This is a genomic window from Angustibacter sp. Root456 (assembly GCF_001426435.1).
Classification (GTDB): Bacteria; Actinomycetota; Actinomycetes; order Actinomycetales; family Angustibacteraceae; genus Angustibacter.
The window spans coordinates 160,095-184,951 of sequence record NZ_LMER01000015.1; the positions used below are offsets into that span (position 1 = coordinate 160,095).

20 protein-coding genes and 1 tRNA gene are annotated in these 24,857 nt (G+C 70.2%); 1 reads left to right on the forward strand and 20 read right to left on the reverse strand.

The genetic code is table 11. The annotated features are described in order from the left end of the window. Nucleotides 1-4: 4 nt before the first annotated feature. From ASD06_RS08460 to ASD06_RS08555, 20 genes are all read right to left on the reverse strand, one after another. A complete protein-coding gene (locus ASD06_RS08460; RefSeq protein WP_056675710.1) occupies nucleotides 5-3,880 on the reverse strand; it encodes a DNA-directed RNA polymerase subunit beta' in 3,876 nt (1,291 codons plus the stop codon). 81 nt (nucleotides 3,881-3,961) lie between these two features. Next, nucleotides 3,962-7,438 carry a DNA-directed RNA polymerase subunit beta gene (rpoB, locus tag ASD06_RS08465; RefSeq protein WP_056675712.1) on the reverse strand — a complete coding sequence of 1,159 codons (3,477 nt, stop codon included), beginning with the start codon at nucleotides 7,436-7,438 and terminating at the stop codon, nucleotides 3,962-3,964. 306 nt (nucleotides 7,439-7,744) lie between these two features. Continuing rightward, nucleotides 7,745-8,458: a hypothetical protein gene (locus ASD06_RS08470; RefSeq protein ID WP_056675713.1), complete on the reverse strand. Its 714-nt coding sequence runs from the start codon at nucleotides 8,456-8,458 to the stop codon at nucleotides 7,745-7,747. 27 nt (nucleotides 8,459-8,485) lie between these two features. Next, complete coding sequence (locus ASD06_RS08475; protein WP_200941977.1) at nucleotides 8,486-8,986, reverse strand: hypothetical protein; 501 nt, start codon at nucleotides 8,984-8,986, stop codon at nucleotides 8,486-8,488. After that, entirely contained in the window at nucleotides 8,983-10,227 is a 1,245-nt protein-coding gene (locus ASD06_RS08480) for an MCE family protein (RefSeq protein ID WP_056675715.1), read from the reverse strand. Before ASD06_RS08480 ends, ASD06_RS08475 begins: the two co-directional genes overlap by 4 nt. Continuing rightward, a complete protein-coding gene (locus tag ASD06_RS08485; RefSeq protein WP_082537849.1) occupies nucleotides 10,227-11,621 on the reverse strand; it encodes an MCE family protein in 1,395 nt (464 codons plus the stop codon). Before ASD06_RS08485 ends, ASD06_RS08480 begins: the two co-directional genes overlap by 1 nt. Next, nucleotides 11,618-12,859 carry an MCE family protein gene (locus tag ASD06_RS08490; RefSeq protein ID WP_056675720.1) on the reverse strand — a complete coding sequence of 414 codons (1,242 nt, stop codon included), beginning with the start codon at nucleotides 12,857-12,859 and terminating at the stop codon, nucleotides 11,618-11,620. The genes ASD06_RS08485 and ASD06_RS08490 overlap by 4 nt, the downstream gene beginning before the upstream one ends. Then, nucleotides 12,859-13,845 (reverse strand): MCE family protein, encoded by a 987-nt coding sequence (locus ASD06_RS08495; protein WP_056675722.1) that lies wholly within the window; start codon nucleotides 13,843-13,845, stop codon nucleotides 12,859-12,861. Before ASD06_RS08495 ends, ASD06_RS08490 begins: the two co-directional genes overlap by 1 nt. Continuing rightward, the gene (locus ASD06_RS08500) at nucleotides 13,845-14,912 is read right to left on the reverse strand and encodes an MCE family protein (RefSeq protein ID WP_056675724.1); all 1,068 of its coding nucleotides are present in this window, start codon (nucleotides 14,910-14,912) and stop codon (nucleotides 13,845-13,847) included. The genes ASD06_RS08495 and ASD06_RS08500 overlap by 1 nt, the downstream gene beginning before the upstream one ends. Continuing rightward, nucleotides 14,909-16,243, reverse strand: a complete 1,335-nt coding sequence (locus tag ASD06_RS08505; RefSeq protein ID WP_157371595.1) for an MCE family protein — start codon at nucleotides 16,241-16,243, stop codon at nucleotides 14,909-14,911. Before ASD06_RS08505 ends, ASD06_RS08500 begins: the two co-directional genes overlap by 4 nt. Before the next feature lie 10 nt (nucleotides 16,244-16,253). Then, complete coding sequence (locus tag ASD06_RS08510) at nucleotides 16,254-17,096, reverse strand: ABC transporter permease (RefSeq protein ID WP_056676406.1); 843 nt, start codon at nucleotides 17,094-17,096, stop codon at nucleotides 16,254-16,256. Nucleotides 17,097-17,101: 5 nt separating this feature from the next. After that, nucleotides 17,102-17,875 (reverse strand): ABC transporter permease, encoded by a 774-nt coding sequence (locus ASD06_RS08515; RefSeq protein WP_056675731.1) that lies wholly within the window; start codon nucleotides 17,873-17,875, stop codon nucleotides 17,102-17,104. After that, nucleotides 17,872-18,918 carry an ABC transporter ATP-binding protein gene (locus ASD06_RS08520; protein ID WP_082537851.1) on the reverse strand — a complete coding sequence of 349 codons (1,047 nt, stop codon included), beginning with the start codon at nucleotides 18,916-18,918 and terminating at the stop codon, nucleotides 17,872-17,874. Before ASD06_RS08520 ends, ASD06_RS08515 begins: the two co-directional genes overlap by 4 nt. A gap of 329 nt (nucleotides 18,919-19,247) precedes the next feature. Continuing rightward, complete coding sequence (gene rplL, locus ASD06_RS08525) at nucleotides 19,248-19,637, reverse strand: 50S ribosomal protein L7/L12 (RefSeq protein WP_056675734.1); 390 nt, start codon at nucleotides 19,635-19,637, stop codon at nucleotides 19,248-19,250. Nucleotides 19,638-19,713: 76 nt separating this feature from the next. Beyond that, nucleotides 19,714-20,241 (reverse strand): 50S ribosomal protein L10, encoded by a 528-nt coding sequence (rplJ, locus tag ASD06_RS08530; RefSeq protein ID WP_056675737.1) that lies wholly within the window; start codon nucleotides 20,239-20,241, stop codon nucleotides 19,714-19,716. A 414-nt stretch (nucleotides 20,242-20,655) separates the two neighbouring features. Continuing rightward, nucleotides 20,656-21,384 carry a 50S ribosomal protein L1 gene (rplA, locus tag ASD06_RS08535; protein WP_056675740.1) on the reverse strand — a complete coding sequence of 243 codons (729 nt, stop codon included), beginning with the start codon at nucleotides 21,382-21,384 and terminating at the stop codon, nucleotides 20,656-20,658. A 111-nt stretch (nucleotides 21,385-21,495) separates the two neighbouring features. Further along, complete coding sequence (gene rplK, locus ASD06_RS08540; RefSeq protein WP_056675743.1) at nucleotides 21,496-21,927, reverse strand: 50S ribosomal protein L11; 432 nt, start codon at nucleotides 21,925-21,927, stop codon at nucleotides 21,496-21,498. Between the two features lie 90 nt (nucleotides 21,928-22,017). Beyond that, nucleotides 22,018-22,800, reverse strand: coding sequence for a transcription termination/antitermination protein NusG (gene nusG / locus ASD06_RS08545; protein ID WP_056675745.1), 783 nt, complete (start codon nucleotides 22,798-22,800; stop codon nucleotides 22,018-22,020). Between the two features lie 75 nt (nucleotides 22,801-22,875). Beyond that, nucleotides 22,876-23,142, reverse strand: coding sequence for a preprotein translocase subunit SecE (secE, locus tag ASD06_RS08550; protein ID WP_056675748.1), 267 nt, complete (start codon nucleotides 23,140-23,142; stop codon nucleotides 22,876-22,878). A gap of 140 nt (nucleotides 23,143-23,282) precedes the next feature. Continuing rightward, nucleotides 23,283-23,355 (reverse strand) — tRNA-Trp (locus tag ASD06_RS08555). A gap of 235 nt (nucleotides 23,356-23,590) precedes the next feature. On the opposite strand from ASD06_RS08555, the gene ASD06_RS08560 reads away from it, so the two are divergent. Beyond that, the gene (locus ASD06_RS08560; protein ID WP_056676409.1) at nucleotides 23,591-24,826 is read left to right on the forward strand and encodes a pyridoxal phosphate-dependent aminotransferase; all 1,236 of its coding nucleotides are present in this window, start codon (nucleotides 23,591-23,593) and stop codon (nucleotides 24,824-24,826) included. Nucleotides 24,827-24,857: the final 31 nt, after the last annotated feature.

The following is a 24,857-nucleotide window of genomic DNA, read 5'->3' on the forward strand; positions in this document are numbered from 1 at the left end:
CTGATCAGTTGCCGCGCAGGTCCCCGAAGTCGAGGTCCTCGAGCGGCACGGCCTGGCCCGACCCGCCCCCGAAGGGCGCGTAGTCGATCTCCTCGTAGCCCGGCATGGCGTACATCATCGAGCGCGCCTCCTCGGTGGGCTCGACCCGCACGTTGCGGTAGCGGGGCAGACCCGTACCGGCCGGGATGAGCTTGCCGATGATGACGTTCTCCTTCAGGCCGAGCAGCGGGTCGCTGCGGCCGTTGATCGCGGCGTCCGTGAGCACCCGGGTGGTCTCCTGGAACGACGCGGCCGACAGCCACGACTCGGTCGCCAGCGAGGCCTTGGTGATGCCCATGAGCTCCGGGCGGCCCGAGGCCGGCGCGCCACCTTCGGCGACGACGCGACGGTTCTCGGACTCGAAGCGCGAGCGCTCGGCGAGCTCGCCGGGCAGCAGCTCGGCGTCGCCGGACTCGATGATCGTCACCCGGCGCAGCATCTGCCGGACGATGACCTCGATGTGCTTGTCGTGGATCGACACGCCCTGGCTGCGGTAGACCTCCTGGACCTCGTCGACCAGGTGCACCTGCACCGCACGCGGGCCCAGGATGCGCAGGACCTGCTTGGGGTCGATCGCACCCTGCACCAGCTTGGTGCCCACCTCGACGTGGTCGCCGTCGGCGACCAGCAGCCGGGCCCGGCGCGACACCGGGTAGGCGTGCTCCTCCGAGCCGTCGTCCGGGGTGAGGACGATGCGCCGGGTCTTGTCGGTCTCCTCGACGGCGACCCGACCCGTGGCCTCGGCGATCGGGGCCACACCCTTGGGGGTGCGGGCCTCGAACAGCTCGACGACGCGCGGCAGACCGTGGGTGATGTCGTCACCCGCGACGCCACCGGTGTGGAACGTCCGCATCGTCAGCTGGGTACCGGGCTCACCGATCGACTGGGCGGCGATGATGCCGACCGCCTCGCCGATGTCGACGAGCTTGCCGCTGGCCAGCGAGCGCCCGTAGCACAGGGCGCAGGTGCCGACCTTGGACTCGCAGGTCAGCACCGAACGCACCTTGACCTCGCGCACACCGCCCGCGACGAGCAGGTCGATCGAGACGTCACCGAGGTCGGTACCGGCCTCGAGCAGCGTCTTGCCGTCGACGACGACGTCCGCAGCCAGGGTGCGGGCGTAGACGCTGGTCTCGACGTCCTCGTGCTCGCGCAGGGTGCCGTCGGCGCCCTCGACCGCGATCGGCAGGAGCAGACCGCGCTCGGTGCCGCAGTCGTCCTCGCGCACGATGACGTCCTGCGACACGTCGACCAGGCGCCGGGTGAGGTACCCGGAGTCCGCGGTACGCAGTGCGGTGTCGGCCAGACCCTTGCGGGCACCGTGGCTGGAGATGAAGTACTCCAGCACCGAGAAGCCCTCACGGAAGTTGGACTTCACCGGGCGCGGGATGATCTCGCCCTTCGGGTTGGCCACCAGGCCGCGCATGCCGGCGATCTGACGCACCTGCATCCAGTTACCACGCGCCCCGGAGTTGACCATGCGGTACACCGAGTTGGTGGCCGGCAGGTTGTTCTCCATCTCGCGGGCGATCTCGTTGGTCGCCTGGGTCCAGATCTCGATGAGCTCCTGACGGCGCTCGTCGTCGGTGATCAGACCCCGCTCGTACTGGCCCTGGACCTTGGCGGCCTTGGCCTCGTGCGCCTCGAGGATCTCCTGCTTGCGCGGCGGCGTGACGACGTCGGAGATGGCGACCGTGGTGCCGGAGCGGGTGCCCCAGTGGTAGCCGGCCTCCTTCAGCGCGTCCAGCGTCGCGGCGACCTGCACGCGCGGGTAGCGCTCGGCGAGGTCGTTGACGATGGTCGACAGCACCTTCTTGTCGACCGGCTGGTCGACGAAGGGGTAGTCGGCCGGCAGCGTCTCGTTGAACAGCGCGCGCCCGAGGCTGGTCTCGACCAGCAGCGGCTGACCGGACTCCCAGCCCTCCGGAACGCTCATGCCGGCGTGCGGCACGACGTCGTCGAGGCGGATCCGCACCTTCGCGCCGAGCGCCAGGTCACGCGCGTCGTAGGCCATGATCGCCTCCGACAGCGTGCCGAACGCCCGGCCCTCGCCCACGCCACCCTCGTCGAGCGAGGTCAGGTGGAACAGGCCGATGATCATGTCCTGGGTGGGCATGGTCACGGGGCGGCCGTCGGCCGGCTTGAGGATGTTGTTGCTCGAGAGCATCAGCACGCGGGCCTCGGCCTGCGCCTCGACCGACAGCGGCAGGTGCACGGCCATCTGGTCACCGTCGAAGTCGGCGTTGAACGCCGTGCAGACGAGCGGGTGGATCTGGATGGCCTTGCCCTCGACCAGCTGCGGCTCGAACGCCTGGATGCCCAGGCGGTGCAGGGTCGGTGCGCGGTTGAGCAGCACCGGGTGCTCGGTGATGACCTCCTCGAGCACGTCCCACACCACAGAGCGGCCCCGCTCGACCATGCGCTTGGCGGACTTGATGTTCTGCGCGTGGTTGAGGTCGACCAGCCGCTTCATGACGAACGGCTTGAACAGCTCCAGCGCCATCTGCTTGGGCAGACCGCACTGGTGCAGCTTCAGCTGCGGGCCGACGACGATGACCGAGCGGCCGGAGTAGTCGACGCGCTTGCCGAGCAGGTTCTGGCGGAAGCGACCCTGCTTGCCCTTGAGCATGTCGGACAGCGACTTCAGCGGCCGGTTACCCGGGCCGGTGACCGGACGCCCACGGCGGCCGTTGTCGAACAGCGCGTCGACGGCCTCCTGCAGCATCCGCTTCTCGTTGTTGACGATGATCTCGGGCGCGCCGAGGTCGAGCAGCCGCTTGAGGCGGTTGTTGCGGTTGATGACCCGGCGGTACAGGTCGTTGAGGTCGGAGGTCGCGAAGCGGCCACCGTCGAGCTGCACCATCGGGCGCAGGTCCGGCGGGATGACCGGCACGCAGTCCAGCACCATGCCCATGGGCGAGTTGCGGGTCGTGAGGAACGCCGAGACGACCTTGAGCCGCTTCAGGGCGCGGGTCTTCTTCTGGCCCCGGCCGGTCGCGATGGTCTCGCGCAGGGACTCGGCCTCGGCGTCCAGGTCGAAGCTCTCGAGCCGCTTCTGGATCGCCGCGGCACCCATGCCGCCCTCGAAGTACAGGCCGAACCGGTCGCGCATCTCGCGGTAGAGCACCTCGTCGCCCTCGAGGTCCTGGACCTTGAGGTTCTTGAAGCGGTCCCACACCGCAGACAGCCGCTCGATCTCGGCGTCCGCGCGCTTGCGGATCTGGTTCATCTCGCGCTCGGCGGACTCGCGCACCTTGCGGCGCGCGTCGGCCTTGGCGCCCTCGGACTCCAGCTGAGCCAGGTCGGTCTCGAGCCGCTTGGCGCGCGCCTCGACGTCGGCGTCGCGGCGGTTCTCGACCTCCTTCTTCTCGACCTCGATCTGGGCCTCGAGCGACGGCAGGTCGCGGTGACGCGCCTCCTCGTCGACCGAGGTGATCATGTAGGCCGCGAAGTAGATGACCTTCTCGAGGTCCTTCGGGGCCAGGTCGAGCAGGTAGCCGAGCCGGCTGGGCACACCCTTGAAGTACCAGATGTGCGTGACCGGAGCGGCCAGCTCGATGTGTCCCATGCGCTCACGACGCACCTTGGCGCGCGTGACCTCGACACCGCAGCGCTCGCAGATGATGCCCTTGAAGCGCACCCGCTTGTACTTGCCGCAGTAGCACTCCCAGTCACGGGTCGGGCCGAAGATCTTCTCGCAGAAGAGCCCGTCCTTCTCCGGCTTGAGGGTGCGGTAGTTGATGGTCTCGGGCTTCTTCACCTCGCCGTGCGACCACTGACGGATCTCGTCCGCGGTCGCGAGGCCGATGCGCAGCTCGTCAAAGAAGTTGACGTCCAGCACGTGTGTCCTTCTCTCAGTCTTCTAGGTCTGTTGGGTCTGACGGTGTACTGACGGTGATCGAGGAGTCGATCGAGCTGACCGTCAGACCTCCTCGACGCTGCTCGGCTCGCGCCGCGACAGGTCGATACCCAGTTCCTCGGCGGCACGGAAGACGTCCTCGTCCGCGTCGCGCATCTCGATGGACGTGCCGTCGCTGCTCAGCACCTCGACGTTGAGGCACAGCGACTGCATCTCCTTGAGGAGCACCTTGAACGACTCCGGGATGCCCGAGTCGGGGATGTTCTCGCCCTTGACGATGGCCTCGTAGACCTTCACGCGGCCCTGGATGTCATCGGACTTGATCGTGAGCAGCTCCTGCAGCGTGTACGCCGCGCCGTACGCCTCGAGCGCCCAGACCTCCATCTCGCCGAACCGCTGGCCGCCGAACTGGGCCTTACCGCCCAGGGGCTGCTGCGTGATCATCGAGTAGGGGCCGGTCGAGCGAGCGTGGATCTTGTCGTCGACGAGGTGGTGCAGCTTCAGGATGTACATGTAGCCCACCGACACCGGCTCGGGGAACGGCTCACCGCTGCGGCCGTCGAAGAGCATGCCCTTGCCGGAGCCGTCGACCAGCCGGACGCCGTCGCGGGTCGGCAGCGTGCTGTCGAGCAGGCCGGTGATCTCGTCCTCGTGCGCGCCGTCGAACACCGGCGAGGCGACCCGGGTGCCCGGGGGCGCCTCCAGCGCGTCGGCCTTCATGTCCTTGGCCCAGTCCGGCGAGCCCTCGACCTTCCAGCCGCGCGAGGCGACCCAGCCCAGGTGCGTCTCGAGCACCTGGCCGACGTTCATCCGGCTCGGCACGCCGAGCGGGTTGAGGACGACGTCGACCGGCGTGCCGTCGGACAGGAACGGCATGTCCTCGACCGGGAGGATCTTGGAGATGACGCCCTTGTTGCCGTGACGGCCGGCGAGCTTGTCGCCGTCGGTGATCTTGCGCTTGTTCGCGACGTAGACACGCACGAGCTGGTTGACGCCCGGGGGCAGCTCGTCGCCCTCGTCGCGGTCGAACACCTTCACGCCGATGACCGTGCCGGTCTCGCCGTGCGGCACCTTCAGCGAGGTGTCGCGCACCTCGCGCGCCTTCTCGCCGAAGATCGCGCGCAGCAGGCGCTCCTCGGGGGTGAGCTCGGTCTCGCCCTTGGGCGTGACCTTGCCGACGAGCAGGTCGCCGTCGCGCACCTCGGCGCCGATCCGGATGATCCCGCGCTCGTCGAGGTCGGCGAGGACCTCCTCGGAGACGTTCGGGATGTCGCGGGTGATCTCCTCCGGGCCCAGCTTGGTGTCGCGGGCGTCGACCTCGTGCTCCTCGATGTGGATCGAGGAGAGCAGGTCGTCCTGCACCACGCGCTGGCTGAGGATGATCGCGTCCTCGTAGTTGTAGCCCTCCCACGGCATGAACGCCACGAGCAGGTTGCGCCCGAGCGCCATCTCGCCGCCGTCGGTCGACGGGCCGTCGGCCAGCAGCTGTCCGACCTCGACGCGGTCGCCCTCGTCGACGGTCGTGCGCTGGTTGTACGCCGTGCCCTGGTTCGAGCGGCGGAACTTGGCCACCCGGTAGGTGGTGTAGGTGGCGTCGTCGTTGGCGACCGTGATCGTGTCGGCCGACACCTCCTGCACCACACCGGCCTTCTCGGCCCGCACGACGTCGCCCGAGTCGAGCGCGGCGCGGTGCTCCATGCCGGTGCCCACCAGCGGAGCCTCGGTCTTGACCAGCGGCACCGCCTGGCGCTGCATGTTCGAGCCCATGAGGGCGCGGTTGACGTCGTCGTGCTCGAGGAACGGGATCATCGCGGTCGCGGCCGACACCATCTGGCGCGCGGCGACGTCCATGTAGTCGACCTCGTCGGCCGGCACGAGCTCGACCTCGCCACCCTTACGGCGGACCGTCACCATCTCCTCGGCGAAGTGGCCCTTGTCGTCGAGCGGCGCGTTGGCCTGCGCGATGACGAACTCGTCCTCCTCGTCCGCCGTCAGGTAGTCGACGTCGTCCGTGACCTGGCCGGACTTGACCTTGCGGTACGGGGTCTCGACGAAGCCGAACGCGTTGATCCGCGCGTACGTCGACAGCGAGCCGATCAGGCCGATGTTCGGACCCTCAGGGGTCTCGATCGGGCACATGCGGCCGTAGTGCGACGGGTGCACGTCGCGCACCTCGAAGCCGGCGCGGTCGCGGGACAGACCACCCGGGCCGAGGGCCGAGAGCCGCCGCTTGTGGGTCAGACCGGCGATCGGGTTGGTCTGGTCCATGAACTGCGACAGCTGGCTGGTGCCGAAGAACTCCTTGATGGAGGCGACGACCGGCCGGATGTTGATCAGCGTCTGCGGCGTGATGGCCTCGACGTCCTGCGTGGTCATGCGCTCGCGGACGACGCGCTCCATGCGCGACAGGCCGGTGCGCACCTGGTTCTGGATCAGCTCACCGACCGTGCGCAGACGACGGTTGCCGAAGTGGTCGATGTCGTCGACCTCGACGCGCAGGTCGACCTGCTGGCCGTTCTTGACGCCGGGCATGGTCGAGCCGCCGGCGTGCAGGGTGACCAGGAACTTGATCGTCGCGACGACGTCGTCGAGCGACAGGACGCTGTCGTTCGGCTCCTTGTCGACGCCGAGCTTCTTGTTGATCTTGTAGCGACCGACCTTGGCCAGGTCGTAGCGCTTGGGGTTGAAGTACAGGTTCTCGAGCAGCGTCTGCGCGGCCTCGCGCGTCGGCGGCTCACCCGGGCGCAGCTTGCGGTAGATGTCGAGCAGCGCGTCGTCCTGGCCGGAGGTGTGGTCCTTCTCCAGGGTCTGGCGCATCGACTCGAAGTCGCCGAACTGCTCGAGGATCTCGGCCTCGGACATGCCGAGGGCCTTCAGCAGCACGGTGACGGACTGCTTGCGCTTGCGGTCGATGCGCACACCGACCATGTCGCGCTTGTCGATCTCGAACTCCAGCCAGGCGCCGCGCGAGGGGATGACCTTGGCGGTGTAGACGTCCTTGTCGGAGGTCTTGTCGGCGGTGCGCTCGAAGTACACGCCCGGCGAGCGGACGAGCTGGGAGACGACGACGCGCTCGGTGCCGTTCACGACGAAGGTGCCGCGCTCGGTCATGAGCGGGAAGTCACCCATGAACACGGTCTGGCTCTTGATCTCGCCGGTGTTGGTGTTCATGAACTCGGCCGTGACGAACAGCGGAGCGGCGTAGGTCATGTCCCGCTCCTTGCACTCGTCGATCGAGTACTTGGGGGGCTCGAACCGGTGGTCGCGGAACGACAGCGACATCGACCCGGAGAAGTCCTCGATCGGCGAGATCTCCTCGAAGATCTCCTCCAGACCGGACTTCTCGTGGATGTTGCTGGCCCCGGCGTTGGCCTGCACGCGCTCCTGCCAGCGCTCGTTGCCGAGCAGCCAGTCGAAGCTGTCGGTCTGCAGCGCGAGGAGGTCGGGGACCTCAAGCGGTTCGTGGATCTTGCCGAAACTGATGCGGCCTGAGGCCGTTCGAGCGGTGGACGTCGCGGGTGCTGTGCGCGAGGCAGCCAAGGAGGGTCCTTCCACGGGCCTTTGATGCGGTGAGTACGCACGCCGATCGGCCCGGCACTGGGATGGGCACAGAAGTGCTGATCCGAGCGACGGGTGAAGACGGCTGGCGCAAAGTGCAAGCATACCCCATGGGTTGCGCACAAGGAAACGCCCGCGTCCGAGGACCCCGCGGCTGCCTCGCCGGCCCGAAGCCAGCGACTGCGCCACGAGGATGGCGCTCCGCGGTACCCCGCGTCAAGGTTCGACGGCCACCGGCGTGCCGCCTGGTGCAGCCGAACGGCGCAGCCAGACCGGCGCGCCAGCCTGCTACAGGCCGCTGACCTGCGAGACCAGCCACCGGCCGTCGCGCTCGACCATCGTCATCTCAACGCGGTTCTGGTCGACCTGCGGGCGCTCGAGGCGGGTCGAGGTGGTCGTCTGGTTGACGAACAGCACGATGACGACGCGGTGTGCGGATGCCTGCTCGACGCCCGCGGCCGCCACCTGCGCCACCACGGAGGCCTTGGTGTCGGTGGCCACCTTCTTGACCGCCTCGGCGGTGGTCTTGGCGTACTGCTCGGCGAACGGCGACGCCGTGAGGGCCCGACCCTTGGCGAAGTCGGCGTCGAGGTGGCGGTAGTCGTAGCTGAGGATCGCCGTCGCGGCCGTGCGGGCGGCGCGCACCGCCTCGCCGCGCGCGGCGTCGACCGCGTGGGCCTGACGGTCGGCGCGCACCAGCAGCCCCACGGCCAGCAGCACGACGACGAGCAGTGCGGCCAGCGCGCCCAGCACCCAGCCCGGCACCCGACGTCCGGCCGCTCGCTCGCCCGCGGCGGCCGGAGCCGACTCGGTGGTGGGCTCGAGCGGCCGCTGGGCAGTGGGCTGGGCAGTGGGCTGAGCGGTGGGCTCGACAGAGGGCTCGACAGTGGGCTCGGGTGGCAGCACGGGGCGCGAGCGCTCACCGGCCACCCGTCGGCGGCGCGGGCTGGGGGTCACGGTGGTGCCTCCCCGGGCCTGGTCGGGTCGTCGGACGTCGGTCATGGCAGCCTCTCGCCTCTCCCCCACCGCTCAGCCCACGAACTGCAGCTGGTCGGTGAGCCACTGGTCACCGGAGCGGGTGAGGTCGACCTGCATACGGTAGTGCCGGGCGACGGGCGTGGCCGCCGCGGTGTTCGTGACGTCGGCGTCGACCACGAGGATCACCCGCGCGCTGTCGGCGTCGTGCGAGACCAGCCCGGCCTTGAGCACCTTGCCCTTGCTGACCGCCTTGTTGCTGGTCACGAGCTTCTTCAGCTGGTCGGTCTGGGCCGCGAACTCCTTCTTGAAGGTGCCGGTCGCGTCGTCGACGACCCGCTGGGCGTCGCGGTCGAACGTGCGGTAGTCCAGGGTCGTGAAGTTCACCGCCAGCTGGGTGGCGGCGGCCACGGCGTCCTGCCCCGCGGCGGTGCTGCGCCGCTCGGCGAGCACCCGGCGCCCGAGCAGGCCACCGACCACCAGCCCGGCCACCACCAGCGCCGCGAGCACGGCTGCGAGCGCCACCCGGACGCCCGGGCGGGCCAGCGCGCTCACGACTGACCGCCCAGCAGCATCCAGGCCAGCGTGTCGACGCCGGAGGGCGGCGCGGAGGTCACGACCGTGGGGAGGTCGGACCCGGCGTCGGTCAGCCCGAAGGGTCCGAACGGCACGGACGACGCGGGGGCGCTCTGCGGCCGGGGAGCGTTCTGCGCGCCGCGCACCGACGACGCCGACCCGCGCGGCAGCGCGCAGCGCACGCTGGTGTTGACCGGCGGCAGGTGGGTGGTCTGCTGCGGGTCGGTGCGCTGGGTGCTGCCGTAGCCGCGCGTGCACGCCGGCGGGTTGTCGGTGTTGAGCTGCAGCCCGAAGTGGGCCGTGCCGTCGCCGGGCACGACGGTGTAGCCGCCCCGCACGACGTCGGGGTAGGTGATGAACATCTGGCGGATCCCCTTCGTGCGCGTCACGGTCACCTGGCCCACCGTGACGAGGTTGGTGAGCAGAGCGCCGAGGTTGGTGCGGTTCTCGCGCAGCAGCCCGTCGAGCTGCTGGCTGGCGACCACGCCGCGGTCGAGCACCGCCCGCAGGTCGGCGTCGCTGCTGCGCAGCTGCCCCGACAGGTCGGCGAGGTCGGCGGAGAACGAGCGGATGTCGCTGCCGGAGGCCTTCTGGGTCTCCAGCACGGTGTGGCCGTCCTGGATCAGCCGCGTGGTCTCGGGGAGGGCTTCGGTGGCCGACTGGGTGAGGGCGTCACCGGCGTCGATGAGCCGCTGCAGGTCGGTGCCGCCGCCGGCGAAGGCGCGCCCCAGCTCCTCGACGGTGGTGCTGAGGTCGTTCTTGTCGACCGACCGCACGAGCCGGTCGACATCGAGCAGCACGGTGTCGATGCGGGTGGGTGTGCGGGTGTCGGCGCGGGCGATGCGCGACCCGGCGGTGAGGTAGGGGCCACCGCCGGAGCGGGGTTGGAGGTCGACGTACTGCTCGCCCACCGCCGAGCGGTTCTCGACGACCGCCAGGGTGTCGCGGGGCACCTGGCTGCCGCGGTCGAGCCGCAGGTCGACGAGCACGCCGCCGTCGGTGAGCCGCAGCCGGTCGACCTTGCCGATCGTGACCCCGCGGTAGGTGACCTCGGCGCCGGTGAAGATGCCGCCGGAGTCGCCGAAGTCAGCGGTGACGACGTACCGGCCGCCCGCGACCTTGTCGAACAGGCCCACGTAGTTCGCCGAGAGCACGCTCACGGCCACCAGCGCGATCGCGACGAACGCCACGAGCTGCAGCTTCACGCCCCGGGTGACCATCAGCTCACCGCCTGCGGGTCGATGCCGCCGAGCAGCAGGCCCTCGATGCCGGTGCGCTGCGCCTCACCGAGGCACAGGACGCCGGGCAGGCAGATGCCGCCGCCGGAGCCACCGCCCGAGCCACCACCCGAGCCGCCCCCGGACGTCGGGCTCGGCGCGGGCGTGGTGACCTTCGTCCAGCCCTGGGGGCACCGGGTGCCCTTGAACGGCAGCACGAGGGCGGGCACGGCGTCGTACCGGCACTGCACGGTCTGGTCACCGGGTGCGATGGGAGCGGGGCATGAGGTGCCGGGGAACTGCACCACCTGGCCGAGGATCGTGCAGGGGATGCTCGTGACGTCCGGCAGCTGCGGCAGCGGCGGCAACCCGGGGACGCCGGGCAGCGGACCGCTCGGACCGGTCGGGAGGTCGAGGAGCGAGCGGGCGTCGAGATCAGCGGTGATCCACAGGTTGGTGTAGTCGCCCTTCACGCCCTCGAGGGCCTTGTCGGGGAAGGGGTAGGTGAGCAGCAGCTGCAGCGACTTCGGCAGGTCGTCGCCCGCGTCGTTGAGCGCCGCGAGCACCGGCCGCAGGGCTTTGAGGTTGGCGACGGTGTCGTCCTTCGAGGCGGTGATCACGCGCGAGCCCACCGCACCCAGCCGGCTCAGCGAGGTCAGCATGGCGGTGAGCTGCTTGCGCTGGTCGGCCAGCACCTTCAGGCCGCCGGGCAGCGCGTCGAGTGCCGTCGCGATGTCGGCGCGCTGGGCGGCGAGGCGGGCCGAGAGCTGGTCGATGCTGTCGATCGCGCGGTTGATCTCGGCCTTCTGCGAGTCGAGCTCGCCGACGAACGTGTCGAGCTGGGCGAGCAGGTCGCGCACGGCCGTCTCGTTGCCGGTGAGCGCCTTGTTGAGCTCGGTCTCGATGATCTTCAGCTGCGCCACGCCGCCGCCGTTCAGCAGCAGCGACATCGCGCCGAGGACCTCCTCGACCTCGGGGTTGCGCCCGGTGCGTGCCAACGGGATGACGTCGCCGTCCGAGAGCCGGCCGACCGGTGCGGCGTCGGTGGGCGCCTGCAGCGAGACGTACTTCTCGCCCAGCAGGCTGGTCTGCTTCAGCTCGGCGGTGGCGTTGTCGGGCAGCTTCACGGAGTCCTTCAGCCGCACCACCACCTGCGCCGTCCAGCCCTTGAGCGTGATGTCCTCGACCGAGCCCACGGTGACGTCGCCGACCTTCACGGCCGACTGCGGCACGAGGTCCATGACGTCCGCGAACTGCACGGTGACGCGGTAGATGTCGCCGTGCCCGGCCACGCCGCCGGGCAGCGCGATGTCGTAGGCACCCTGGCAGCCGGCGAGCAGCATCGCACCGACGACGGCGGCCGCGACCAGGCGCGCCCGGCGCAGCACGGCCCTCATCGCGCACCCCCGAGGATGCCGCCGAGCGTCGGGTCGGGGCCGCGCCGGTCGACCACCACGCCGCCCCCAGCGCCGTCGGTCGTCAGCGCCGACGGCGTGCCCGACAGCAGGCCGGTGGGCAGTGACGGCGTGCCACCACCGGAGGCGGCGAGCAGCTGGCTGAGCGGCGTGAGCAGCGGGCCGAGCGACTTCTTGCAGGCGGTCACCTTGCTGACCTGCTGGTTGATCAGCCCGCAGATCAGCTCGTCGGGGTGATCCAGCTGGTTGAAGTTGTCGCGGGTATCGAGCGTGCCGGACGGCGGGTTGTAGGCGTTCTGCAGGTTCGACAGCGCGACCGGCGCGTTGTCGAGCAGCTCGGCGAGCTGGTTGCGGTCGGCCGCGACCGTGCCGGTCACCGAGGTCAGTGCCGCGACGTCCTGCTTCAGCACCGAGCGGTTGTCGGAGACGAACGTCGACACCTCGCGCAGCGCGACCGCGAGGTTCTTCAGGGCCAGCGCCAGGTCGTCCTTCTCCCCCGAGAGCTGGTCGGCCACCGAGGCGAGGTCGGTGTTGAGCCGCCGTACCTGTGGGTCGGCGGCGGCGAGCGTGGAGGTGAAGGTCTGCAGGTTCTTCACCGTGGTGAACAGGTCCTCGCGGCTGCCCGACACCGTGCCGAGCGCGAGCGACAGCTCGTGCACGGCCTCGTTGGCCTTGTCACCCTGGCCGTCGAGGTTGTCGGCGCTCGTGGCCAGCAGGCGCGACAGCGAGCCGTCGGCGTTCGCGCCCTGCGGGCCGAGCGCCTTGCTGAGGTCGTCGAGGCTCTGGGTGACGCGGTCGAGCTCGACCGGCACGGCGGTGCGCTCGACCGGGATGTCCGCGCCGTCACGCATCGTCGGGCCGTGGGTCCAGGCCGGCAGCAGCTGCACGTACCGGTCGCTCACCAGCGACGGCGACAAGATCGCGGCCTGCGCGTCGGCCGGCACCTTCACGTCGCCCTGGACGGCGAGCACCACCTTGACCTGCTTGCCCTCTGGCTCGACGCTGCGCACGGTGCCGACCGGCACACCCAGCACGCGCACCTGCGAGCCGGGGTAGAGGCCGACGGCGCGGGTGAAGTGGGCGGTGACCAGGCGATCGGGGGTCGACGGCCAGAAGACCAGCGCCGCAGCGGCGAGCAGGCCCACCACGACGACACCCACGACCACGGTGCGCAGGGACCGCCCCGGGCGCGTGAGCCGGAGCTTCAGGGCCTTGGCCATCACTTGCCTCCCACCCCGCTCGGCACGGTGCCACCGACCGGCACGAGGTTGGGGATGTAGGTGTCGAACCACCGGCCGTTGCCGAGGGTGTTGGCGAACACCCGGGTGAACGGCGCCATCGCCTTGATGCCGGCATCGAGGTCGTCCTGGTGCTTCTGCAGCACGGCCAGCACCTTCTGCACCTCCTGCAGCGCCGGGCGCAGCTGGGCCCGGTTGTCGCGCACGAGCCCGGTGATCTGCTCGGCCAGGGCCGCGGTGTTGGTGAGCAGCGTGTGGATCGCCGCCCGGCGCTTCTGCAGCTCGGCCAGCAGCAGGTCGCCGTCCTTCAGCAGGGCGTCGATCTCGCCGTTGCGCGCGGCGAGGGTGCCCGACACCGTCTTGGCGTGGGCGAGCAGCTCGGCGAGCTGCTGGTCGCGCGAGGAGATCGTGCGCGAGAGGCGCGTCAGCCCCTCGAGCGAGGCCTTCACCTCGGGCGGGCTGTCCTTGAACTCGGTGGCCAGCACCTCGAGGGAGCTCGACAGCTGCGGGACGTCGATGCGTTCCTCAGTCTGGGTGAGCTCGCTGAACGCGTCGATGACGTCGTACGACGGCACCGTGCGGCTCGTGGGGATCACCTGGTCGGGATCGAGCTGGCCCGGGCCCTGCGGGTCGAGCGCGAGGTACTTCTGGCCGAGCAGGGTCTTGAGCTTGACCTGGGCGCCGGTGCGGGTGCCGAAGTGGGCCGGCTCGGTGATCTTGAAGGTCACGAGCACCTGGGCGCCGTCGAGCTCGATCTTCTTGACCTTGCCGACCTTGACGCCCGCGACGAGCACGTCGTCACCGGTCTTCAGGCCACCGGCCTCGGTGAACGCCGCCTGGTAGGTGGTGCCGCGGCCGATGATCGGCAGCTTCTGCACGTTGAAGGCGAGCAGCAGCATGGCGCCGATGAGCAGCAGGCCGATCGCCCCGATCGGCACGGGGTTGCGCTCGCGGAACGGCGTCGCCATCAGCCCACCCCTCCGCACCGGGCCGCCTTGTTGTCGGCGAGGTTCACCGGCAGGCGGGTGTCCTTGGTGAGGCCCAGCACGCCGGTCGGCAGCACCACGGAGCCGTCGAACTTGCACAGGTAGAAGTTGAACCACGACCCGTAGGTGGCGGTGCGCGTGAGGGTGTTGACCTTGTTCGGCCAGGTGTCCATGAAGTGCTCGAAGGTCTTGGTGTTCTCGGGCTTGTTGAGCGTCGCCGACAGCGTGCGCAGGTTGGCGATGTCGGCCTTGAGCGGCGGGCGGGCTGTCGACAGCAGGCCGGCGGTGTCGGCGGCGAGCGCGTTGATGTTGGTGAGCGACTGCCCGATCGCCTCGCGGTCGGCGGACAGCCCGCTCACGAAGCGCTGCAGCTGCACGAGCAGCTGGTCGAGCTGCTGGTCGCGGGCCGACACCGTGCCGAGCACCGCGTTGAGGTTGTCGATGGTGCGGCCGATCACCTGGTCGCGGTCGGCGATGGACGACGTCAGGGACGCCGTGTGGGCCAGCAGGCTGTTGATCGTGCCGCCCTCACCCTGCAGCACCTGGATGATCTCGCCGCTCAGCTGGTTGACGTCGTGCGGCGACAGGGCGGCGAACAGCGGCTTGAAGCCGTTGAACAGCACCGTGAGGTCGAGGGCCGGTTCGGTGCGCGACAACGGGATCGTCGCGCCGTCCTTCAGCCGGGCGTCGGACCCCGCACCCTGCACCAGCGCGACGTAGCGCTGCCCGATCAGGTTGCGGTAGCGCACCACCACGCGCGTGCTCTCGGTGAGCGAGCGGGCGGTGTCGACGTCCAGGGTCACGAGCGCGTGGCGGCGTCCCGACAGCGAGATGCCCTTGACCCGGCCCACCTTGACGCCCGCGATGCGCACGTCGTCGCCCGCAGCCAGCCCCGTGACGTCGCTGAAGACGGCGCGGTACTCGGTGCGGCCGCCGGTGACCAGCGGCGAGATGGTGAAGGCCAGCATGGCGAAGGCGGCGATCGTGGCCGCTGCGAAGACGACGAGCTTGACCAGGCTCTTCGTGGTCAGGGCGTCCGGCCGGCTCATCGGGCGCCATCACTGGAGTCGGAGGTCTGGCTCACCACGGTGCCCCGCACCATCGGGCCGAGCAGCAGGTTGCTGATGTCGGGCATCTGGCTCGGCGTGACGCCGAGCAGGGGCGCGAACAGCGCGTCGGTGACCGCCTGCTCGCCCGCGGTGCCCGCCGGCCCGCTCTGCGGGTCCACGAAGGCAGACGGGACGCCGCTGCCGGCACCACCGCCGTAGACGTCGCGGGTGCCGTCGGGGATGTAGTCGCCGGTGTAGGGGTGCGCCTGCGAGCCGGCCTTGCCGGGCAGTCCCTTGCAGTCGGGCGGCCGGTTGGCCACCCAGGCGGGCTCCTCGCCGGGCTTGTACGCGGGACGCTGCGGCACCACCTCGAGGGTGATGTGCAGCGAGTTCGCCCCGAAGGCCTGGTCGATGCGAGGGATCCAGCCCACCAGGCCCTGGGCGAAGCACGCGTAGATCGGCGAGTACCGCTCCAGCACCTGCAGCGTGGGGCGGTTGACCCGGCCGACGCGGATGATCCGGTCGGCGTTCTCGTTGAGCACGGCGGTCGCCGTCGTCGCGAAGCCGGTGGTGCCGGCGAGGAAGCCCGCGAGCGCGCTCTGCTTCTCGACGATCGTCCGGTTGGTCACCGACAGGTCGCGCGCCATGCGCAACAGGTCGGGCGCGGCGTCGGCGTACAGGGACGCCACGTCGGCCAGCGCGCTGATGTCCTGCTTCAGCACCGGCAGGTTCTTGTTGAACTCGGTGAAGTAGCGGTCGGCGAGCACGAGGTTCTGGCCGAGCCGCTCACCGCGCCCCTCGAGCGCTGTGGCCATCGCGTTCAGCGTCGTCGCGAGCTGGGCCGGCTTCACGGTGCGCAGCAGCGGCAGCAGGTCGTCGAAGACCTTCTCCAGCTCGATGGCCACCGAGGTGCGGTCCTGCCCGATGACGTCACCGGCCTTGAGCGGCTGGTGCGCCGGCTGGTCGGGGATCACCAGGTCGACGTACCGCTCGCCGAACAGCGTCTTCGGCAGCAGGCGCGCCCTGACGTTCTCGGGGATCGCGCCGATCTGGTCGGGCTGCAGGGCCAGCTGCACCTGCGCGCCGTCGTCGACGTGCTCGATGCTGCGCACCTCGCCCACGATCAGACCGCGGACCTTGACGTCGGAGCTCTTCTGCAGCTGGTTGCCCACGTGGTCGGTCTTGAGGGTCACCAGCACGACGGGCGTGAAGCGCTGCTGGAACATCGCGATCGACAGGCCGAGCAACAGCGCGAGCACGACGAGGAACACCACGCCGTACACGTGCGTGGAGAAGCGCGAGAGGAACCCTCTCGGACGCCGGGCGGCCATGTGCATCGCGCTACCCCGCGATCCGCACGGTCGTGGTGGCGCCCCAGATGGCGAGGCTGAGGAAGAAGTCGATGACGTTGATGGCGACGATCGAGGTGCGCACCGCCGTGCCCACGGCTACGCCGACGCCCGCCGGGCCGCCGCTCGCGGTGTAGCCGTAGTAGCAGTGGATGAGGATGATCACGACGGCGAACACCAGGACCTTGCCGAACGACCACAGCACGTCACCGGGCGGCAGGAACAGGTGGAAGTAGTGGTCGTAGGTGCCCTTGGACTGGCCGAAGTACTCCGTGGTGATGAACCGGGTCGCGAAGTACGACGACAGCAGGCCGACGACGTACAGCGGCATCACCGCGACGAAGCCGGCGATCATGCGGGTGGTGACCAGGAACGGCAGGCTCGGCAGGCCCATGACCTCGAGCGCGTCGACCTCCTCGCTGATCCGCATGGCGCCGAGCTGGGCGGTGAAGCCGCAGCCCACCGTCGCGGCCAGCGCCAGGCCGGCCACCAGCGGGGCGATCTCGCGGGTGTTGAAGTAGGCGGAGATGAAGCCGGTGAAGGCGCCGGTGCCGAGCTGGTTGAGCGCCGAGTAGCCCTGCAAGCCCACCTCGGTGCCGGTGAAGAAGGCGAGGAAGGCGATGACGCCGACCGTGCCGCCGATCACCGACAGCGCGCCCGTGCCGAGGCTCACCTCGGCCAGCAGCCGGAAGATCTCCTTCTTGTAGCGGCGCAGGGTGCGGGGGGTCCACGCGAGCGAGCGGACGTAGAACCGCAGCTGACCGCCGAGGGAGTCCAGTCCGTCGACCGGCTTGCGGGCGGTGGCGGTGACGCGCTGGGAGATCGTGGTGGCCATCGTCATCACCCGAGCTTCTGCGGGACGACCTGGAAGTACACGGCGGTGAGCACGAAGTTGACGACGAACAGCAGCATGAACGTGATCACCACCGACTGGTTGACGGCGTCACCGACGCCCTTGGGGCCACCACCTGCGGTGAGCCCCTTGTACGACGCGACGATCGCGGCGAGCGCCCCGAACACCAGCGCCTTGATCTCGCCCGAGGCGAGGTCGGCCACCTGCGCGAGGGCGGTGAACGAGGCGAGGTAGGCGCCCGGCGTCCCGCCCTGCAGGATGACGTTGAAGAAGTAGCCGCCGATCACGCCGACCACCGACACCAGGCCGTTGAGCAGCACGGCGACGAGCATCGAGGCGAGCACTCGCGGGACGACGAGGCGCTGGATCGGGCTGATGCCCAGCACCTCCATGGCGTCGATCTCCTCGCGGATCTTGCGCGAGCCGAGGTCGGCGCAGATGGCCGAGCCGCCCGCGCCCGCGATGAGCAGCGCGGTGACGATCGGGCTGGCCTCGCGGATGATCGCGAGCACGCTCGCGGCGCCGGTGTAGCTCTGCGCGCCGAGCTGACGGGTGAGCGTGCCGAGCTGCAAGGCGATCACGGCGCCGAACGGGATCGACACCAGGGCGGTCGGCAGGATCGTGACGCTGGCGATGAACCAGGACTGCTGGATGAACTCCTTGCCCTGGAACGGGCGGCGTGGCAGGGCGCGCAGCACGTCCAGCGCCAGCGCGAACAGGTTGCCGCTCTGACGCAGGGCGCCGACCGCCGGGTTGCTCACGGCACCATCCCCTGCGGGCGGGTCGTCACGGGCTCGAGCGCGTCGTCCAGCGCGGGGCCCGGCGCCGCGGACGCGCCCGGCGTCGCCGACGGCGTGGCCGCCGGGATGGCCGTCTCGCCCTCGAACGACCCGGGCGGGGGCGTGACGCCGTTCTCGCGGCACCACTGGCCGGCCTCGCGCTGGTGGCGACGCAGGACGCCGTCGCTGGTCGACAGCTGCATCGGGATCGGCGGCAGGGGCGGCAGCTCCTGGCCGGACTCGGCGGCCAGCTCCTCGGCGTCCTTCTCCTCGCTCATGCCGATCGGGCCGACCCGCTGGGCGTTGAGGAACTGCCGGACGACGGGCTCCTCGCTGCTCAGCAGCATCTCGCGCGGGCCGAACATCGCCAGGTGCCGGTGGTACAGCAGGCCGATGTTGTCGGGCACCGTGCGCGCGGTGTTGATGTCGTGGGTGACGATGAGGAAGGTGGCGTCGATCTGGGCGTTCAGGTCGACGATCAGCTGGTTGAGGTAGGCGGTGCGCACGGGGTCCAGACCCGAGTCCGGCTCGTCGAACAGGATGATCTCGGGGTCGAGCACCAGCGCGCGGGCCAGGCCGGCCCGCTTGCGCATGCCGCCGGAGATCTCGCCGGGCAGCTTGCCCTCGGCGCCCTGCAGGCCGACCAGCTCGATCTTCTCGGTGACGATCTTGCGGATGTCGGACTCGGACTTCTTCGTGTGCTCACGCAGCGGGAACGCGATGTTGTCGTACAGCGTCATCGAGCCGAACAGCGCGCCGTCCTGGAACAGCACGCCGAACAGCTTGCGGATCTCGTACAGGTCGCGCTCGCCCAGGGTGACGACGTCGCGGCCGTCGATGACGATCGAGCCGCGGTCGGGCTTGAGCAGGCCCACCAGGGTCTTGAGGAACACCGACTTGCCGGTGCCCGAGGGGCCGAGCATCACCGAGATCTCACCGGCCGGGAGCGTCAGCGTGACGTCCTGCCAGATCGACTGCGAGCCGAAGGACTTGGTGAGTCCCTCGACGCGGATCTCCACTCCCACGTTCCACCCCTCGCCTGTGCGGACACGGCAGCACGCGCGTGAACGTGCGCTGCATCACGTCCAACGAGCACGTCGGGCGAAGGTTACGGCCGGGTAGCACTTCTCGCTCGCCGAGCCCTCCCCCCCGCCTGGCGCCCCCTCCCCCCGTTGATCACGTTCAGTGGGTGACACTCCGCTTGTCGAGGGGTGCACCCCTCGACAACCGCGCGAAACCCTCGACAAGTACGTCGGCGGGCGGCTCTCGGGGACGACGAAGGGGCCGGCCCGTCGTGATGACGGACCGGCCCCTTCGGGTGCTGTGGACGGTCAAGGACCGTCCACAGCGAGGATCACTTGAGGGTGACGGTGGCCCCGGCGCCCTCGAGGGCCTCCTTGGCCTTGTCGGCGGCAGCCTTGTCGACCTTCTCCAGGACGACCTTGGGGGCGCCGTCCACGAGGTCCTTGGCCTCCTTCAGGCCGAGGGAGGTGAGGGCGCGCACCTCCTTGATGACCTGGATCTTCTTCTCGCCAGCAGCCTCGAGGACGACGTCGAACTCGTCCTGCTCGGCAGCGGCCTCGCCGCCACCAGCGCCACCGGCGGCCGGGGCAGCAGCCACGGCGACGGGAGCGGCGGCGGTGACCTCGAAGGTCTCCTCGAACTTCTTCACGAACTCGGAGAGCTCGATGAGGGTCATCTCCTTGAAGGACTCAAGGAGCTCGTCGGTGCTGAGCTTCGCCATGGTGGCGTTCCTTCCTGTTCACGCCCAGGTGCGGGCGGTCGTGTGTGGGCGGGCTCGCCCGGGGTGGGTCGGGCGTTCAGCCCTGGGACTGCTCTTCGGTCTTCTGACGCAGGGCGTCGACCACGCGGGCCGTCTGCGCCAGCGGGGCGGCGAACAGCGCCGCAGCGCCGGACATCGACGCCTTCATCGCGCCGGCCAGCTTGGCCAGCAGCACCTCGCGCGGCTCGAGGTCGGCGAGCTGACGGACGTCGTCCGCAGACAGCGGCTTTCCGTCGAGCAGGCCGCCACGGATGACGAGCGCGGGGTGTTCCTTGGCGAAGTCCCGCATCGACTTGGCCGTCTCCACCGGGTCACCGGTGATGAAGGCGATCGCGGAGGGGCCGGCGAACTGGCCCTCGAAGGCCTCGACACCTGCCTCCTTGGCCGCGATGTCGGTGAGGGTGTTCTTCACCACGGCGTACGTGGCGTGCTCACTGATCGAGCGGCGCAGCTTGGTGAGCTGGGCCACCGTGAGCCCGCGGTACTCGGTCAGCACGGCCGCGTGGGACTCCCGGAACTTCTCGGTGAGCTCTGCGACAGCAGCTGCCTTGTCAGGCCTGGCCATGGGCCTCCTTCCACGGGTGTAGCGCCGGCGGCTCAGGCCCGCACACGACGAACGCCCCGGCGCGAGGCGCACGGGGCGTGGAAGGCTGCGCCACACGGGCGCACTCCGACTACAGCTCGTTCACCTGCGCGGGCCGCCGCACGAAGCGGGCTTTCGGACGTCGCACCGGGGGGCACGATGTCGACCAGCGGTCTTGGGCAGCCTCCAGAGTACGGTGCGGGCCGCCGTCCGACCAAATCGCCCCACACCCTCCCCCGTGATCATGCACGCCAGAACAGCAGACGGTGCGCTGGCGTGCATGATCACGGGCGGGAGGGGGTGGGGTGCAGGGGGTTGCCAGCCAGGGGACGGCGAAGGGCCGCTCCCGTTCGGAAGCGGCCCCTCGGCGTCAGGCTGGTGCGATCGGCAGGACGGTCAGGCGGAGACGGCCTCGGCCTCGTCGTCGACCGTCACGTTGCGGGTGCGGTTCGGGTCGACCGGGATGCCCGGACCCATCGTGGTGGTGATGGTGACCTTCTTCAGGAACCGGCCCTTGGCCGCCGACGGCTTGAGCCGCAGCACCTCGTCGAGGGCAGCGGCGTAGTTCTCGACCAGCTGCTCGTCGGAGAAGGACGCCTTGCCGATGATGAAGTGCAGGTTGGCGTGCTTGTCGTTGCGGAACTCGATCTTGCCGCCCTTGATGTCGCTGACCGCCTTGGCGACGTCCATCGTCACCGTGCCGGTCTTGGGGTTCGGCATCAGGCCGCGCGGGCCGAGCACCTTGCCGAGCCGGCCGACCTTGCCCATGAGGTCGGGGGTCGCGACGACGGAGTCGAAGTCGAGCCAGCCGCCCTGGATCTTCTCGAGCAGGTCGTCGCTGCCGACGTAGTCGGCGCCCGCCGCCGTCGCCTGCTCCGCGCGGTCACCGGTCGCGAAGACCAGGACCCGGGCCGTCTTGCCGGTGCCGTGCGGGAGGTTGACGGTGCCGCGGACCATCTGGTCGGCCTTGCGCGGGTCGATGCCCAGGCGGAAGGCGACCTCGACGGTCGCGTCGTACTTCGTGGTGCTCGTCGCCTTGGCGAGGCGGATGGCCTCGAGGGGCGAGTAGAAGTTGTCGGCGTCGATCTTCTCGGCCGCCGCGCGGTAGGCCTTGCTGCGCTTCATGGTGGTGCTCCTGGTTCTGAGGTGGAGTTGTGGTCACGTGGGCCAGCGCCTGGCCCTGCCACGTACTGCTGGGTCGTGCTGCTGCTGAGAACTGCGGGGTGGTGCGTGGCCTCAGCCCTCGACGGTGATGCCCATCGAGCGCGCGGTACCGGCGATGATCTTCGCGGCGGCGTCCACGTCGTTGGCGTTGAGGTCCTCCATCTTGGACTCAGCGATCTCGCGGACCTGCTGCTGGGTCAAGGTGGCGACCTTGGTCTTGTGCGGCTCGCCGGAGCCCTTGGGCACACCGGCGGCCTTCTTGATCAGCTCGGCAGCCGGCGGGGTCTTGGTGACGAAGGTGAACGAGCGGTCCTCGTACACCGTGATCTCGACCGGGATGACGTTGCCGCGCTGGGCCTCCGTCGCGGCGTTGTACGCCTTGACGAACTCCATGATGTTGACGCCGTGCTGACCCAGGGCCGGACCGACCGGCGGGGCCGGCGTCGCGGCGCCGGCCTGGATCTGCAGCTTGATGAGGCCTGCGACCTTCTTCTTGGGGGGCATTGCGTGGGTCCTTACCTACGTTGGTGCGGGGGCCGGCGTCCGCGGATGACGGCGCCGGGGAACGGGGTCGACCCGAGGGTCGAGCGGGGCTCAGATCTTGGCGACCTGGCTGAACGACAGCTCGACCGGGGTCTCGCGGCCGAAGATCGAGACGAGCACCTTGAGCTTCTGGGCGTCCGGGCTGATCTCGGAGATCGTGGCCGGCAGGGTCTCGAAGGGGCCCTCCATGACGGTGACGGACTCGCCGACCTCGAAGTCGACGACGCGCACCGGCGCCGCTGCCTTCTGGCCCGGCTTCTCCTTCACCTCGAGCTGCGGCGCCAGCATCGTGAAGACCTCGTCGACGCTCAGCGGCACCGGCTGGTGGGTGTTGCCGACGAAGCCGGTGACGCCGGGGGTGTGCCGGACGGCGCCCCACGACTCGTCGGTGAGATCCATGCGCACGAGGACGTACCCGGGCATGCGCACGCGACGCACCTGCTTGCGCTGGCCGTTCTTGACCTCGGTGACCTCCTCCATGGGCACCTCGACCTGGAAGATGTAGTCCTCCATGGTCAGGCTCTGGATGCGGGTCTCGAGGTTGGCCTTCACGCGGTTCTCGTAGCCGGCGTAGGAGTGGATAACGAACCACTCGCCCGCCGCGCGGCGCAGGCCGGCCTTGAACTCCTCGACCGGGTCGACGTCCTGGTCGTCCTCGGCGTCCTCCACCTCGGCCGTGGCGTCGCTCGCCTCGGCGTCGCTCGCCTCGGCGTCGCTCACCTCGGCGTCGCTCACCTCGGCGTCGGTGGCGACGTCGGTGCCCTCAGGCGCGGCCTCGAGGTCGAGGTCGTCGCGCTCGAGGGTCTCGGGCGTCGAATCCGTCTGGTCGGACAACGTCGTTCCTGCTTCCTGGTCGTGTGCTCGTGCGATGTGCGGCGCGTGCGCCCTGGCGGTCGTGGGGCGAGGCGGTCAGCCGCCGGTGCCGCCGAAGACCCGCACCACGATGGCGCCCAGACCGACGTCGAGCCCGGCGACGTAGGCCATGACCACCACGACGAACACCATGCTGACGCTCGTGTAGGTGATGAGCTCGCTGCGCGTGGGCCGCACGACCTTGCGCAGCTCGGCGATGACCTGGCGGAAGAACAGCGCGAGCCGGCCGAACGGCCCGCGCCGGCTGCGCGAGGACGCCGTGCCGCGGCTGCGGTCGACGTCGCCGGTGCTGGTCTGGCTCACAGGATCCTCACCTACAGGTCGCCGTGGACACCCGCAGGACGCGTCAGGCGCCCCGGGGCCGCGGACGACGCCCGTTGGCGCCGGCCGCGCCGCCTCGCGGCGGTTCCGTACTGGTCCCCCACTGGCCGGGGGTTGCTACGCAGGGCAGGAGGGACTTGAACCCCCAACCGCCGGTTTTGGAGACCGGTGCTCTGCCAGTTGAGCTACTGCCCTTCGGTGAGCGACGGCCATCTCTCGATCTCGCCCAGCACCCGACGTACCGGATGACGGGCAGGCGACAGCATGGCGGCCGTCAACCACCGCCCACGAGTGTACGCGAAGCTCCCGCCGCGGGTCGAACTCGCCGACGGCCGATCCCTCACCGCGGGCTCGGTGATCACGTGAAGTGGGTGGCCCCGACGTCCGAGGTGCGAACGCCGCCGACGCCTCGCGCCCGCGCGGTGGGAGGATGGACCTCGTGAGCGAGCAGCCCTCCCCCAGCCCCGCCCGTCGGATCTCCCAGCGCATCGCGGCCATCGCCGAGTCGGCGACCCTGGCCGTCGATGCCAAGGCCAAGGCCCTCAAGGCCGAGGGCCGCCCGGTCATCGGCTTCGGTGCCGGCGAGCCCGACTTCCCGACGCCCGGCTACATCGTCGAGGCCGCGGTCGAGGCGGCGCGGCAGCCGGTCAACCACCGCTACACCCCCGCCGGGGGCCTGCCCGAGCTGAAGGCCGCGATCGTCGCCAAGACCCGGCGCGACAGCGGCCTGGAGATCGCCCCCGAGCAGGTGCTGGTCACCAACGGCGGCAAGCAGGCGGTCTACCAGACCTTCGCGACGCTGCTCGACCCGGGCGACGAGGTGCTGCTGCCCACGCCGTACTGGACGACGTACCCCGAAGCCATCAAGCTCGCCGGCGGGGTGCCGGTCGACGTCTTCGCCGGGGCCGACGCGGGCTACCTCGTGACGGTCGATCAGCTCGAGGCCGCGCGCACCGGACGCACGAAGGTGCTGCTGTTCTGCTCGCCGTCCAACCCCACGGGCGCGGTGTACCCGCCCGAGCAGGTGCGCGCCATCGGTCAGTGGGCGCTCGAGCACGGCATCTGGGTCGTCACCGACGAGATCTACGAGCACCTGGTGTACGACGACGCGCGGTTCGTCTCGATGCCGGTCGAGGTGCCCGAGCTGGCCGACACCTGCGTCGTGCTCAACGGCGTGGCCAAGACCTATGCGATGACGGGCTGGCGGGTGGGCTGGATGGTGGGCCCGCGTGACGTCATCAAGGCCGCCACCAACCTGCAGTCGCACGCGACGTCGAACGTCGCCAACGTCTCGCAGCGCGCGGCCATCGCGGCGCTCACCGGAGACCTTTCGGCGGTGGCCGAGATGCGTGCGGCCTTCGACCGGCGTCGGCGCACGATCGTCGGCATGCTCAACGACATCGACGGCGTGGTGTGCCCGGTGCCGAAGGGTGCGTTCTACGTGTACCCCTCGGTCGAGGGCGTGCTGGGGCGCACGATCCGCGGCCGGACGCCGACCACGTCGGCCGAGCTCGCCGAGCTGATCCTCGAGGAGGCCGAGGTGGCGGTGGTGCCGGGCGAGGCGTTCGGGCCGAGCGGCTACCTGCGGCTGTCGTACGCGCTCGGGGACGCCGACCTCACCGAGGGCGTGAGCCGGATCCAGAAGCTGCTGGGCGAGGCGCGCTGAGCGCAGCCGCGGTCGTTTGGCAGGATCGCGG

Coding starts and splice junctions, on each gene's coding strand:
- ASD06_RS08505 (WP_157371595.1), bottom strand. CDS start 16,243: ATGGCCGCCCGGCGTCCGAGAGGGTTCCTCTCGCGCTTCTCCACGCAC.
- ASD06_RS08480 (WP_056675715.1), bottom strand. CDS start 10,227: ATGGTCACCCGGGGCGTGAAGCTGCAGCTCGTGGCGTTCGTCGCGATC.
- rplA (WP_056675740.1), bottom strand. CDS start 21,384: ATGAAGCGCAGCAAGGCCTACCGCGCGGCGGCCGAGAAGATCGACGCC.
- ASD06_RS08510 (WP_056676406.1), bottom strand. CDS start 17,096: ATGGCCACCACGATCTCCCAGCGCGTCACCGCCACCGCCCGCAAGCCG.
- ASD06_RS08500 (WP_056675724.1), bottom strand. CDS start 14,912: ATGAGCCGGCCGGACGCCCTGACCACGAAGAGCCTGGTCAAGCTCGTC.
- ASD06_RS08495 (WP_056675722.1), bottom strand. CDS start 13,845: ATGGCGACGCCGTTCCGCGAGCGCAACCCCGTGCCGATCGGGGCGATC.
- ASD06_RS08560 (WP_056676409.1), top strand. CDS start 23,591: ATGGACCTCGTGAGCGAGCAGCCCTCCCCCAGCCCCGCCCGTCGGATC.
- rplJ (WP_056675737.1), bottom strand. CDS start 20,241: ATGGCCAGGCCTGACAAGGCAGCTGCTGTCGCAGAGCTCACCGAGAAG.
- rplK (WP_056675743.1), bottom strand. CDS start 21,927: ATGCCCCCCAAGAAGAAGGTCGCAGGCCTCATCAAGCTGCAGATCCAG.
- ASD06_RS08470 (WP_056675713.1), bottom strand. CDS start 8,458: ATGACCGACGTCCGACGACCCGACCAGGCCCGGGGAGGCACCACCGTG.
- rplL (WP_056675734.1), bottom strand. CDS start 19,637: ATGGCGAAGCTCAGCACCGACGAGCTCCTTGAGTCCTTCAAGGAGATG.
- ASD06_RS08490 (WP_056675720.1), bottom strand. CDS start 12,859: ATGGCCAAGGCCCTGAAGCTCCGGCTCACGCGCCCGGGGCGGTCCCTG.
- ASD06_RS08485 (WP_082537849.1), bottom strand. CDS start 11,621: ATGAGGGCCGTGCTGCGCCGGGCGCGCCTGGTCGCGGCCGCCGTCGTC.